Source organism: Vibrio azureus (genome assembly GCF_002849855.1).
GTDB classification, from domain to species: Bacteria; Pseudomonadota; Gammaproteobacteria; order Enterobacterales; family Vibrionaceae; genus Vibrio; species Vibrio azureus.
The window spans coordinates 331,565-347,052 of sequence record NZ_CP018617.1; the positions used below are offsets into that span (position 1 = coordinate 331,565).

Below are 15,488 nucleotides of genomic sequence, written 5' to 3' on the forward strand. Positions count from 1 at the left end.
TGCACTAATCCGTTAGGTTCAAATCATGGATACCACACAAAAACTCTTTAACCTTGTACCTAACCACTGGCAAGATGTGTTGGTACAAGCGCATAAATTTGAAGGCTACATCGACAAGGCGGAGACTTTTGTCGATGAACAGAAAATAGCCCTAGAAGCCCACGTTTCAGAATTATTTAACTTTCTAGATATTGATTGGGAGAAGCTTTCTACTTGGTTGCTACAAAACCCAATTTTAACTAAGTTCTCGGCCGTTAATATTGATATACCCGCGTTCATCGCCTTACCAGATGGGTTTGATGGCAACGACACCGCGCAGATGCAGGCACTTGTCAAAGAGAAGCTCGAATTGCTCAAACAAGCCTTTGCGCCGGTCGAGTTTGAGCAGATGAATCTGGACGAGCTGTTCCCACAGTTAGAAACCATCATCCAAACCTTAGTCGATTTACCCGAAGACCTAGACTTTGACGATCCACTGGCGGTGAACGAATATAAAAACAGCGTGATTGATTCGCTGAGGCCGCAAATTTACGCGCTGGTCAGCTCCTTGTTTGATCTGGACCTGAAAGACAGCATGTTGAATAGCACCTTAACCAGAACACAAACGCTGACCGACGATTTTGCCCAGAAGCTAACACAGTCTCCTCAGTCGCCACCAATGCAGAGCACGCAAGAAGGGCAAGATGTCGATTTCACCGATGAATTGCCCCTACAAGAAGAACCTCAAGAGGGTGTTATTGATCCAGATTTAGGCACACTGTTTGAGCAAAACCCTGTGCAGGGCATTATCGCTTTTGTCGATAAGCTGAAAACCTTGTTACCTGCAATTGCTAACCAGTTTCAAGGCCAAAGCATCGCTGGCTTTGAAGTTGCGACGCTGATTACCATTGCCGAAGAGCTACTTACCCTTATTGCCGATAACCTTGCTGAGCTAGTGAATAAAATCGTAGAGACAGACTGGCAAAATCTAAACCTTGATGGCTTTGTGGCAGAGGTTCAATCAATCAAAGCGTTCGTGATTGAAAAGATAACCCAATCACCGCTTGGTGGATTGTATCTCGCCATCAATTGGCCTTCTTCGTCACTGGGTTACGTGGAATCAACCCCAGAGCAAGCTTATGAAATGCTGAAAGAAGTGATAGCGGTGCCGCAAGAGCTCGAAAGTTGGGGTGAGTTACAGTCACTAACTTTACCGCAGCTGAGCGAAATCGCCCGTACTAAGCTCACCAGCGCGTTTGAACTGTTAAGGCACCTATCACCATTTGGGCTTTCCCCAGCAGGGTTAATAGACAAAGTATCCGAGCCGATGGACGCACTGCTTAGCGTGGCAAACGACCATGATTTTGACGATTTAAGTGCCAATGTTCGCTTAGTGATTGGCAAGCTTACCTACCTTATTGAGCGGTTTTTCCCCAATTTAACGGGATCGTTAGAACTGCCTGATGAGCATGACTTTAACGACCTGAAAGCCAACGGTCGTTTGTTGCTCGAAAAGATAATGGATATGGCTGATAAGTTGATTCCAGAACAAGATCGATCTTTAGACGCCGGTTTAAAACCACTTGGGGAGTTGCCCTTATCGAGCTTGCTGTATTTTGTAGTAGAGCAACTTAAAAAAGGCCAACTGATTTACGACTTTATTCAACAGCAAGACATAAAAATCGAGCTAGTCGATCAGACCCAACCCGCTGCCACAGGGCAAAAGGTGGTGGTGGAAGCACAGATTGGTCAGGAGGAGAAAGAAACCACTCAAACAACAAACCCAACTCAGCCGAATCAAACACAGGCCGCCAATCAACAAAACACCGCTGACACAGAGGCAGAAAAGCCTGATACTGACAATAACAATGCGCAAGACCCAAATTTTGATAACGCAACAGATACCCAAGCAGATCCTCTGTCGCAAACCAATAGTGCGTTGTTAACGAATCAGCAGTGGTTAATGGCGATATTAGGTAATAAACAAACTGGCCTAATAAGCCAGATTGAAAATCAAGCCGAACAAGACTTTATCTTAAATCTACTCAGCGGCACGTTAGTTGATCAGGCAGTGAATACCTTCTTAGCGTGGCCAGAAGTCGCTAGCCTAAAAAACAATGCGCTAAGCGGCTTTGATGAGCTGCTTAAACAGTTAAGCCTGCATCCAGATCAAACCGACACCGCGCCATTAACCCTTGGCAGTTTGGTGACCTTCTCAGTTGAAGCGGTAGAAGCGGTATATAAAGCACTGCTGTCGCTGCTTGAAAAATCGATAATTACAGCCATTGAACTGCTTCACCGCACACTGTCACTATGTTTTAGCTTGCTTCGCTCTGCTCAAGTGCCAGAGGGCATGCTGCCACAGTTTTTCGAGCAACGCTTTGTACCTGTTATCGAATACACAACAGACAGCGATGCAGATGATGGTAGCGCATTGATTCAATATACCGACAGCACTCCCAACATTTTGTGCCTAATGTTGGCGCTACCCGTGTCGACCATATCGAAACTATTAACACTGCCGCTTGAAGAATTGCAAGAGTGGATGGGGGAGGTGACCTAATAAGAGATAGTCTTAATAGGGGCGAAAGGCAAGACCTGCCCCCGTGAGTGTGAGTTACTACGTATATAAACAACGAGAAGGAAGAAAAAATGTCATGGCCAATAGATGAACCTGTTTCAATTGAAGAGTATATTCAGCAAAGTATTGCAAATCAAAAGCTTGTTAAACTTTGTAACAAAGGTATGGAAACATACTCACAAAATACAGAAAAGTTGAATATTTTATTTGATGCTATATTTGAAATATTAGATAGCGCTCAAGGTTATTGTGATAATCATAAACTTAGAAAAGCTGATAATGCATACAAAGGAATCAGTGAGAATGTCAGATTTTTAGTTACCAATTTGGCATCATCAATTAAATATAAGCGAACAAGTACTGAGTACGAAGAAATATGGTCACTATCGGAGGGTGGAAATGACTATAGAAAGCAATTGATTAGCACGGGTGAAAAAATTGAGGATAAAAAAATTTGGTATCTTCCACTTAAGTTGCTTTCTAATTTCGAACCTAAAAAATATGGCTTGTATGGTAGTGGTGATGACTTCTCAGGAAATGTTAGTTGGAATGTTGATGAAAACTCACGTGAAGAATATGAGCTCGTCGAACCCTATGATAGAAATATAGACGCTGTTAACAATGTTGATGTTTTATGCGTCGAATGTAATAGCATCATTGAATTATATAGTCTATTTGAGAAAGTAGATGAATCTAAGGATACAAGTACGCCTGAAATTGTATCTCAAAACTTAATTTATGAAATTATAAAACCAGATGGGTATGAGAAAGGAGACTTTAGTGGTTTTAATGATTATTTTATACTGTCAAAAAATAGAGAAGATTTAGTCAACACCTGTGTTGAGCTCGTTGAGGCAGTGTGGCTTCGCTATATAAATAAGGCGGAGGTACTTTTGGCCAACAGAACTACCGTTATTGATTCATTAAAAATGACGAATAGAATTATACGTAACGTGATCAATTATAGTCGAAAGAATACTACTATAGAGTTAAACGAAACTAAAATAAAAGTACTACCAAACCCTGTAGCAGAGGGATTTATGAATTCAATATCAATGCAAAGTAACATTATTGATAGTCGTAAGGCACTTAGTATTTTGAAAGGGGCCACCTCCTTAGTTTCGCATGACTATCTCATGGTTAAAAATAAGATAGACTCATATGATAATCAATTTTTAGGGGTAAAATTAACCAAAAGTAGTTTGAAATCAAGTTATCCTGAAGAACTACATCGAGGTATAAAATTAAATATCAATATTGAGAAGGGGAATGAAAAATGGGTTGAAACAAAAAAAGTGCTTTTGAAGAAGTTGGATTCTGGCAATGAGCAGTTAGAGGATGATATCCGAATAGTTGATTCTAAATTGTCTTCAAAAGAAATTAATGATATTCCATATTTGAGAACTTCAGTTACTAGATTAATGCAGTGGGCTCGAAAAGAGCCTCTCAATATATCGGTATGGTTGGATGAGTTATTATTGATTATAAATGAGAGAGAGAATCTAATAGGCTCTATAGGATAAGGGACGCTTAAAAGAGGAACAGTAAATAAAATTACCCTGATGCGTTATTTACTACATACCAATAGTACCAAACCCACACACCAAAACATCTCAACAAAATAAACCACCCAACTCAAGCAAAAGGACTTCCCATGCTTGCCAAACTATTCGCAGAAAAAAGCCTGCGCCTGACCACCCCTGCGGTAGATTTGGCGTTGGACTACGATGCTGTGGTTGACCACAGCATCTCCGCCTCAGGTTATGCTATTAGCCTGGGGGTTACCCCAAAACAATTAGAAGGAGATATATTTACCATCATCGAGCTGCTTGGCGGTGACGGTGCAGGACAAGATGCCAAAGACTTTCTTGGCGAAGGTATTGCCGATGTAATGAGCTTTATTCACTTTGAAACAGGGCAAATCAAGCTAGGTGATATGGTGTCGTTCTCCTACGATGACATTCGTTTAGTATATGAACAGGCTGCTAAGGGTGATAAAGAAAAGGAGGAGGCTAACAAAGGCGATACTGGCTACGATGACACTGATAACAGCGAAACCCTACTAACCAAACGCAACACCTGTATTGAGGTACGCGGTGGTTTAATGTTTGATGTTGATGTGTCAGATCTGCTCGGCGAGGGGGCGTCGGTTCCCGAGCTAAACTTTGCAGGACTGCTGCGAATCAACGTCGGTAACATGGGGTTTGCGCCAATCTCGTTTGTGCCAGACGAGCAAAGCGTCGTACTACCAAAATCGTTAACCATTCCTCTGTTTGGCTTAGAAGACGATTTAACCATCACCCCAGATATTGAAGGACTTAACTTTGTCTCCCGAGGCTCGGGTAAAGACAAACACGCCTTGGTCACCTTTAGTGGCACGCTGCTTATCACTGGTGGCCCCTCGTGGATGCAGCCTGCCAATAATGAACCGCTTAAACTGCCGCTAGTACTCAGTGCTAAACAAGTCGATGGGGTGCGAAGACTCGCTCTGACCACGCCACTGTTTATTCAGGCGTTAAGTCTTGATTTGGCTGAGATATTGGGCACAGCAGCAGACCTTGGCGAGTTGGGCTTATCGCTAGGTAATCTGAATCTATTGGTCTCCAGTGGTCACTCAAATAATGGCGACCAAGGCAAAGCGACATGCAGCGGCAGCATAGAATGCCATTGGCGTTTGCCGAGTGTGCTGAATGATGTGTTACCCATTGAGCCGTTTGTTGTCTTTGATAGTAATAGAGCAGAACAAACCACCTTTAAGATGCGTTTGAACTTCTCTGAAAGTGGCTTAACGGTTGATCTGCTTTCATCGCCATTGGCTCCGGCAGAGTTCGCAGGGTTTGAGTTTTATTCCGAGACGCGGCGAAATACCTACAACGAGTCTTGCCTGTGGTGGGTGATGAAATCGCATCAGTTCGGTCACATTGAATTTACTTCACCAAAATTTGTTAGCGATGGTTCGGGAGCCATGCGTGGTAGTGGTAGCTATAAAATCCTTGAGCCACTGTCGCTGCCACTCTCGTTGCTTAAAGATTTGCTCGCCAATGTTGGCTTGGGTGCAGTGGGTGAATTACTGCCTAACAGCGTCGCCCTACCGATACAAAGTGAAGGCAAGGATCTCAAATTAGGACTTGATTCATTCGGCGTTTTGGGCGAGTTAATGGATGATGCTTTAGGCGCTGTCGGTTTAGATATCGATGCGTTTAAAGCATTGTTGCCCGATTGGCTAGAACACTTCTTTACCATTAGTTTGCCATCACAATGTGATTACCACTTTAATATCGACAGTAAGGGCAGTTGTACGGGAGGAATAACGCTGGCAGAAGGCGAAACGCTTAAATTGCTCCTACCAGCAGGCCCCGCATTGTATGGTATCGAATTAAATTCGTTTTCACTTGGCCAATACCAAGCGGGTAAAATGGGCGTGCTTGAAGCCGATGGCACCATTGATCTGTTCTTGTTGCCCGAGATTGTTGCGTCTATGGCGGCAAGTGCTGCCAAGGTGCCGATGTTACCACCGTCAAGCTCGCTCATCACTCAGCTGAAATTTGAAAATCTGCTTGCGCTGGTGGATTTGAATACCAAGTCAATTCAACCTGTGTTTTTTGACGACATCAGTTTAAGTCGAACAGGGGTGGAAGGATTTGAATTGGTGAGTCAATGGCATTTCCCCAAACCGACGGTCGATGCCTTGCAACTTGCTCACACCATTACTCCGCTCATCGACTTTGTGACCACTAAAGAAGCGCTGCTGGAATCTAACGCAGACGACAGTCCTTTTGATACTTATTTTGAGATTGGTGAAAATTATCTCCAATTACCGGAATACTTAGGTGGTGTGATACTGGGTAAAAAAGGGGGCTCGATTGAGCGGTTTGAAGCCAAAGAGCTGTGGCCGTTTGTTGCCAACTCTTTAAATTTTATCAAAACAGGTCAGGTGGAACACTTATTGGCAGCCATGCCAATTGAATATCGAATCGGTAGTCAGGATGTAAGCTTCTTTGGCTTAGCGGATATACAAGTTAACTATCTGCTGAGTTCCCCTGACGAATTAGCGGATGTCGGCTTTCAAAAGCTACAACTCAAAGGAGAAGATCAAACTCGAGCTCTGTCGGTTCTACCTAAATCAATAGTAAATGGGCAGGAAGAAGGCAATGGACTCGTTACATTACTGCGTGGTGAAGTCGACCTGAGTGATGCGATGAAAATGAGCACAACTTTTGGCTTCGCAATGAGTGAACAAGGAGTGCACAGTGGCTTTAATGCTAGTGGTCAGCTTGCCCAACTTTTTGCGATTGACATTAAAGGGGCAGTAGCACTGAATACTGAGCCTAAAGCAAGTATTATGCTTGAAGGTGCGACCAGTTTAAGGGTGGCGGATCATCAAGTTATGTTCGGTTCAGTATCAATACAAAATGATAATTTACGCATCACAGGTGGCCTTGACTTGTTCCCTTACTTGCCACAAGTCAATATGAGCGCATTCATTGAAGGAGAGCTAAGCTCAAGTGACTTTTCATTAAATGGCCAACTGATTTTCAGTTTATTTGGTAATTCACTGCTTAAAGGCGATTTGGTGATTGCGCCAGATAGAGCGACATTGGACGCCAGCATACTAGGCAAAAATCAACGTTTTGGTATTGCCGAGCATCGTGGCGGCGTTAAGCTCAGTGGTTTAGTCTTTAACTCGTTTGAACTTGTTAATACAGTCGCTAATGTCGCGTTAAGCCTTGACGAGCAGGCCTTGAATTTTGATGGAACATCGCGCTTAGCACTCCCTAGTCGTAAGGTATTGAAGTACCCAGTAGCTTATGCCGAGATGGACTTTGATGGCGATATGCGTTTGGCTGATGGTGTCGTAAAAATTAATGGTAAGGTCAACAATAATAGTTATGTTTTAGCGGGTGAGTGTAAGCTTAAAGGTGAGTTTGCCTACTATGCGTGGTTCAATGATGAACGATCAGGGGACTTTGTTTTCTCTTTAGGGGGATACCATCCTAAATATAGCAAGCCAGCTCACTATCCAAGTGTCTCTCGCTTAGAATTTGGCTGGAAAATAAGCCGTAATTTGTCGATAAAAGGGGATATGTACGCTGCCTTGACCCCTTCATGCATCATGGCAGGAGGAATGCTAAAAGCCAGTTTTGAAACCGGACCTTTGGAAGCTGGCTTTAAGGCAAAAACCGATTTTATCATGGCATGGCAACCCTTCTATTATGAAGCCGAACTCAGCGTTGATGTTTACGCAAGCGTGGAATTGAGGGTAGATTTTGGATTGTTCACCGCGTCTGTTGAATTTAGTACTTCGATTGGCGCTGATCTATCTATATGGGGACCTGACTTTGCTGGGAAAGCGCGTATTGATTGGGACATTTATGAATTCTCAATTGGCTTTGGGCCTAAGAAAAACCAAAATACCGCAGGTATTAGTTGGGGAGATTTTAAAGACCAATACATACCTAGCTTATCATCGCCTGAATTTGTTGACCTGTCGATTGAGTCAGGGCAGATAGGGTCTATTGATGCATGGAAAGTCGTTGATCCCGATCAACTAGAACTTCGATGTCAAAGTCCTATTCCTGTCAACATGTTAGCATTAAAATCTTCGGACAGAGAGGCATCAAACCGCGATTATGTCGAACAAGGTGACGCGTTTAATTTAGCGCCAGTTAAGGCCCAAAAAATAACAGATTGGGAAATCGACATACTCTATAAAGTATCCAATGATCCCGATTTTACTAGTCTCAAAAAAGGGATGTACTTCGAAGGAGACTCTCTGAGTAAAAACTTCCCTAAAGCGATTTGGGGCAAAGATTTCATACCAAAGCTCGAAACGCAAAGTCACTCTACGATTTCATTACTCAATGGAGCGCGAATTGTCGCGGCTAATGGTAAGCCTCCTGGCTTTACCGAAGCACTGGATGCTGACGAATTTAAATATCAAGATATCGTAGAAAATGATCCTTATTGGCAATGGGGCAGCGCCCTAAAACCATTAGTACCGAAACACGATGCCACTAATATACAAAGCATCACAGACAGTCTTACCAGTGCTGAAGTGGCCATCAAGCGGGCCAATATTGCACAGCTGTTTGATAGTGATGTCGAGATGGATGTAACTCCATTACATAGAGATATTCAATCGGCCTTTATCGGGGTGCCTCAAGTCTACGATCGTTAATCATCACGCTTTACCTTCTTACGCTCTAACTCAATACCAATGTCTCACATTGAAGTCATCGGCTTCGATATGGGGGTTATTTCTTCCTTGAATTCGGCTCAGTGGCCTCGCTCTGAATCAAGCATCTTTAGGCCACTTAGGTATATGGGTTGGTGTTTTTCAAAGTGGTAAAGCAGCAAATGCAAGCGTTGAGAATATAAAAGTAATGTTCAGAATATAAAAATAAAGGTGGGATATTCAATGACGGATGACCAGTTACAATTTATTGATTACCGTAAGCCTAAACTTGAAGCTGGTTATTATCAGTTTGATGCTAAACAGAGGTTTCAAGGCGAATCAAGCAGTGACAAAATGCAGGTATGTGTTGCGGGTGAACGTGTCAGTATCGACCCCAAATTTATCTTTGCTCAATACCCACCTCCGGGCGAAAAAGGAGACTTCTCAGATACCATTCCACATATCTCATTTACGAAGGGCAGTTTACCGTGGCTCCGCTCTGCCTATGATAAAGATGATGAATTGGACGCTGGTGAGAATTATGAGATTTATGAACCTTGGTTGTACTTGCTAACGACCAATCAAAATGACGTCGAAGAGGGAAGTGTTAGGTTGAATGGACCTATCCCGTTAGAAGAACTCAATAAGGGCGTCTATTTCCCACTAAATCAAAAAGCGTCGCTCATTGCCGATATATCCCTACCAGCGGCATCAAAAACCGTACGAACCATTGATGTTAAGAAAAGTTTGTTTAATAAACTGATTCTTAATGGGAGGCTAAACACCAAAGATAAAGATCAACTTGAGTATTTGGCGCACATTCGTCGTCGATGGCAACCTGTAGGGGATGAAATCCGCTTGATGAGTACCACTAAAGCTGATCTCAATAGTGGTGATTTATCAAAGCTGGCAGAGCTGAATTTACCTAGGGGATCTTCAGTTTCAGTGATCTCTAAAGACCGTGGTTGGCTGGTACAAAATAGCCTAAAAGGTGACATGCTGATTGATGCTGTGCCAACAGTGGATAATCATTTTGTAGTTCAAAAAATGTCACTAAAACGAGAGCTTTCGGTATTAGTATCAAATCGTTTTGGGCAAAGTGCGACTTCAGAAAATGCGAGTCGATACCCTGGTGGGCTAGAAAATACCGCGAGTGTGCTGTCTTTAGAGAGTTATTTAACCGAAGCGGTATTATCTGAAATTCGATTACTCAGCGATAATGATTATCTTCGGTTTATTGTGCTGACTTCTTGGGATTTCTACTGTCAACCTGCGAAGATCAACTTTGAAGAGCGCGCTAAAGCATTAGATGTGAACGCATTTAAACTTCCCGACAGAAAAATACAACAAGCGAACGATTTTAGTGATCGATTACAAGCAGGTTTGGTTGCTGTACCTCACCAGTATCGACAAGGCGCTCAATCGATTTCTTGGTATCGAGGACCATTATCACCCACCACTATGGGGGACTTTTCTACGATACAATTATCAGAACTAGAGCGTTGCCATTTGAATAATTCTTATAGTGCAACTGACGCCGACAAACTGTTGCGCTTCCATAGAAAAGAGGGGATGTTTGATATTACTTATAGCGCTGCTTATGAGCTAGGACGTTTTTTGTCCTTTAAAAATTCTCAATTCCTAAGCGCACTAACGCAATATAAGCGTGCTCGATCCCGTTATGTCACACTGACAGATTCTGACGAAGTTCGAAATAATGCGGCAGCACAAAGAGGGATTAATATTGCGCGTTTACCCTATGCCAAACTTGATGAAACTGAAATGGAATCACAAAAAAGCGATATCCATCAATGGCTCATGGAACTTGGTGACCTATCGGCGGTGCCTAATTGGTATCTCATTCCAGACCCAGACCTCTTACCATCTCGCTGCTTAAGAGTATTCAGTATCGACCCTAAATGGATTCAAAGTTTATGGTTGGGCGCTTTGTCATTAAACGGCCGGCCTGACATTACTTATGCTCTGTTTGAGGAATGCCATCAAGCACTATGGAATCAGTTGCCTCAGCATGGGGTGTTACTACGGTCAGATATCGTGTGGGCATATCCGGAGTTGATGGTGGAAATGAGAAATGTTGGTGACGCCTCAACCCATCTGAACTTAGATTTAGAAACATACAAAGGCGATAATGCTGATGAATACACCGACTTTATCGAGCAGCAATGTCCGCTAAGCCCGATAACGATTAAGCGGGATTTAGCCAAAGATACCTTACTTGTCTGTACACAAGTTCCATTTGATTATGCATCCCTTGCGTTGCCTCCAGAAAGTTTACATTACGGCTCTGACTTTAATTATCAAACACATCTTTACACTAAAGATATTAAGTTCCGTGGTACCACCGCTATTGAAGGCTTAGAGATACCTATGACAGATAACAAGCTCGCGATTATTGACGTAACGGCTTTGTCAGAGGCTATCGTGACTCAATTAACGGCTGTACTGCAAAGCAAGCCAGAAAACGCAGACTATATTGACGGATTATCGCATTTTAAATCCGCAAGGTTTAGCCGATTTATGCTGGAGGGGGAACCAAAAGTGGAATTTACCGTTGGTCTTGAAAACACAGGAACACAAGAATGAATAAGACAATGAACTTCTTAACTGTCCCGATGAGAGTCGATGCGCTTGTGGCTGATTTCCCCATGAATGCGGTAAAGACATCAGATGACTTTGATGACTTACCTTATCTAAGCCAAGACAATATCGACGTAAACTACGATACCGCCAATTTGGCCTCTTCTATCGCGAATACCTCATTTAACAACCTGTGTACGTTACCACCAGGCATTCATCTGCACTGGAGCTTACCGGATGCGCTAACCAAGGGTGAGGTGACAGACGAGGGACTTAAAATGCCCAAAGTCCCCAATCGGTGGCTCATCTTACGTAATCTGAAAACCGATACAGATCCTGAGTTAGTTGATAATGAGTTATTGGCTAATAAGAGTTGGATCATCGAAAGTGATTACATTCACTCGGAAGACGCGCAATCCGTGCGCGCAATTTGTATTCCGAGCCTAGATAAAGGCGAGGGGAAACAAAAGCCCTATCATTATCTAGGACGTCAAATTGAACTTAATCAGTGGCTCAGTGAAACAGAAGAGCAAAAAGCAAAAGCCAGCTACTTGCCAGAGCTTAATGTGCTCGGTTGGGGTACGCCTTATTTTTCGTCACTTTATACGGACTGTTTTAGCGTCTTTGGGGCTTTCGATGAAGGCATGACCAGTGAACAAGTGGCTAATTATGAATATCAAGTATTTGGTTGGTATTCCGATGAAACGCAAGATTATGTTCAGGACTCACTTATCAATGGAGAGACGTCTTTAGACACATTCATTTCCGACGCTAAACAAACCGCAAACTGGCAGGTTGAAGGCGATGTTATTGCTCAAAGGTTGCTATGTTACGGAAAAGTCAGTTTTGCTGATGAGCTTAACTTACGTGACTCCTTTAATGAAAAAGAGACAAGGTTTAATTTTTCTAAAAGTCCAATGGAGGCGGTTGCTCGTCATCTGGCGCAACGGTTTGTTGCAGAGCATGTGGAAAGTACCTCCGACGAAGATGAGAAAGAAGAAGTTGAAAAGCTTGAAAATCAGTTGCTCTCTGTTTTGATCAATGAAGACGTTCAAGGGCAGAGTATTGATTTTGTGGATAGCCTGAAATCGTCGCGACATGAACAAGAGTTTGCTGCTGTTAGCTCGGGTTATTTATGGAAGTTAAAATCGGACGAAGCGATATTTAAAGAGGCAGTGATTGACCTAGATAGTGACAACGAAAGTGAACTACAGTCACTAAAGCTGAAGTTGAATCAGTTCAAAATCAAGGTCAAAATCCGTTTGTCTGAACTTAACCGATTGCAAGAGCTAGCCAACCAAAACAAACACACGTTACAGTTTTTTCGAAGGTTACTTTACAGTGACTGGACCAAGTACATGCTGAGTTTGCATCCTACCGATCTTCAAAGTGATAGCTATCCTGATTTCAATCAAATTGCGTTTATGATGCGAACCGATACGATAGCGAAGCTGAAAGAACATGAAGATTTGCAGAGCTCGTTAATGAGTTCAATTGAGGCTGAAATTTGCGGGATTATGGCTTCTTACCGGGGAGAGCTCGATTTGAGTGAATCGGAAGTCGAGCGCTTTGCCTCGCCACTAATTCAAGTTCCAGGTCCTCGATATTGGAAGCCAAAAGATCCAACGCTGTTACTTTCAGGTGAAGTTGTAAACCCCTCTCGTCGACACGGAAAAGATGGCGTATTGAAGTGCCAAGTTGTGTCGTGTGAAATGCTGACCAACGAGATGGATAGATCGATGACTCAGTGGTTACAAAATATGGATACACAGCAGCCTTGGCAATGGGCCGCTCATTCCCTGAATCAGTGGCAACAGCAACCGTGGTCACCTTTATTCATGGAGTGGCGTGTGGCAGGCTTTCCTGATGAACGAGCGAGGACAGACAAAGAGGGAGAGAACTATCAATATGACCAAGATTATGTCACTACACAGTACAGAATTCCCCTTAATGATGATCATTACTCGTTACCAAGTGCCGCTGTTGATCTGACTAAAGACAGAGAGCAAGAGCATTTAGTCACAGAAAGTCCCAATACCGTAAATGGACGGTCTTTACTGACTTTCTCTTTTAAAAAAGTCGTGTTAGAGAAGCTAAAAAAATACAAAGATGAGCTAGAAGACCAAGCGATTAATGAGGATGTTGACGAGTTTAATCATCGTCTTGAAACCATTTACGAACAATATGATGCTGAACCCATAATGATGCAAACCTTGGATGGCTTGCATGATGAGTTGATAATGTACAGTAACTTAACTTTGCTAAAATTGTTTGACCCTTCACAGTTTGCCCATACAGATGGTTTTGATAAAGATATCAGCGATGAAGTGAATGCGCTTCTTGGTAACAAAAAATTTAAATTGCCGTCTACTGGGCATCGCTTTACACCCATTAAAAATGGTGACCTGCAAATAGAACAGCTTCGAGTCGTTGATACGTTTGGCCGTTACAAAAATATAATCAACCCACATCGCTTACCAGAAAATAGCCGAATAAACTCAATGCCACGAGTATTATCCCCTTTAAGGCTTTCATTTCGTTGGCTTGATCTGATTGACGAGGATACACAAGCTGTATCACCGATCAGTGGCTGGATTGGATACAATCTTTTTGATGAAACCGTGATGATTTATGATTCTCAGGGGTACTTTGTAGGGGCAATAAACAGTGATGGTGAGTGGGTTGATGATCATGGTGATAAGCAAGCGTTGAACGTTGTTAATAATGCCAAATTACGTTCTTTGATTCTAAAATTACTCAGCTTTCATAACGATAATCGTATTTCTAAAGCTCAGTTTATTGACCAATCACATGTGACCGAAGAGCTTTGGCAAAACTTTATCGAATTGAACCTTATAGTCCCCTACAAGCAAGGCACTAAAGCTTATCGGTTGCCGATAACCCGCGAAATGTGGCCAGCAGAGGCAGGCGTTGAGTATGAAGAAGCACTATCGCTATTTTCAGCATCAAGAAGTTCGACGAACTATTGGCCAAAGTTGAAACAAGCGATTAGGCGTGGACAAGATAACGTTGAACCTTTGGGTAGTGAAAATAACATGTACTGCCCATTTCAGCCGCTAGCGATTGTCAGTGCTAATCTGGATCTGCAGTTAATGGGTAAAGCCGATGTCGATAAAAGTTGGGCCGCACTAAATGAGTACTTAGAGACAGGAAAGCGCCGGAATCGACAGTTCACTAAGGTGAAATGGCCAATTAAACTGGGTGAATACAATAATATTGATGATGGTTTGATTGGCTATTGGACAGTTGCTGAAGGTGTTCTGTCAGAAACAGGATACTTTCCTCAATCTGATATGAGGGATGTTCATGGAGAAACGGATGAGTCGCTTGTCGATGCGGCAAATTTTGATCCGAATGAGCATGATTATGTCGACCAAATACGAGGTGAAGGTGTGCTAAACCTTACTCGTTCATTGGATGACGAACCATTAGAGCTACTCATGCTGATGGATGTTCAAAGCAAAGTCCATGCGACCACGGGGATAGTACCAAGAAAATTGCTAAGGCTTGACCCAGAAGATTACATTAACGCTCTAAAGAATATTCAAGCTGACTACTTTGCAGCTCCGTTACTCAGTCCAACAGAGACATTTTCTATTCCGTTGGCGAGTCAGATCACTTGGGAGTGGCAACAAACGTTACCACAGGGAGAAAGGTTGCAAAAATTCAGTGGACGGCTTGTTAATAAAGCGACTTTTATTGATCGTATTATAAACAGTCAGAATGGTGGTGAAAACACTCACATAATCGTTGGGAGTGTCGCTATGAACCCAGAAGAGTTGTGGCAATGGATGATTCAACATGAAGTATTAGCCATCATTCCTAGTGCACCTAATCTAGGGTTGCTTAACGCAGTTGATGTTTCTTTATGGTCAAAAGAGTGGCAGCAAGTGTGGGGACAGCTAGATCCTATCGTTCAAGCAAGTTGTGAGCAACAAATAGCACCTCTATCCAGCGTAGGCGTTTTAGCCAGTAAATTAAAGGCTGTAGAAGGTAGACTAAAACCCGCTATGGATAATTAATACTGTTTTTAAAAAACAGTAGACATCGGAAAAGTAGTAAATGTCGAAAAAGCTACTTTATTAATTTTTTAATTAATATTTAAATTAAATAATAAAATTAACCAGGTGTTTA

At 42.6% G+C, this 15,488-nt stretch carries 5 protein-coding genes; all 5 read left to right on the forward strand.

What is annotated here, in order from left to right:
• Positions 1 to 25: 25 nt before the first annotated feature.
• The gene (locus tag BS333_RS15325; RefSeq protein ID WP_021710344.1) at positions 26 to 2,542 is read left to right on the forward strand and encodes a hypothetical protein; all 2,517 of its coding nucleotides are present in this window, start codon (positions 26 to 28) and stop codon (positions 2,540 to 2,542) included.
• Between the two features lie 89 nt (positions 2,543 to 2,631).
• A complete protein-coding gene (locus tag BS333_RS15330) occupies positions 2,632 to 4,083 on the forward strand; it encodes a hypothetical protein (RefSeq protein WP_021710343.1) in 1,452 nt (483 codons plus the stop codon).
• A 131-nt stretch (positions 4,084 to 4,214) separates the two neighbouring features.
• Complete coding sequence (locus BS333_RS15335) at positions 4,215 to 8,738, forward strand: DUF6603 domain-containing protein (RefSeq protein WP_021710342.1); 4,524 nt, start codon at positions 4,215 to 4,217, stop codon at positions 8,736 to 8,738.
• Between the two features lie 240 nt (positions 8,739 to 8,978).
• Positions 8,979 to 11,339 (forward strand): hypothetical protein, encoded by a 2,361-nt coding sequence (locus BS333_RS15340; RefSeq protein WP_021710331.1) that lies wholly within the window; start codon positions 8,979 to 8,981, stop codon positions 11,337 to 11,339.
• Positions 11,336 to 15,376 (forward strand): hypothetical protein, encoded by a 4,041-nt coding sequence (locus tag BS333_RS15345; protein WP_021710332.1) that lies wholly within the window; start codon positions 11,336 to 11,338, stop codon positions 15,374 to 15,376. The genes BS333_RS15340 and BS333_RS15345 overlap by 4 nt, the downstream gene beginning before the upstream one ends.
• Positions 15,377 to 15,488 lie beyond the last annotated feature (112 nt).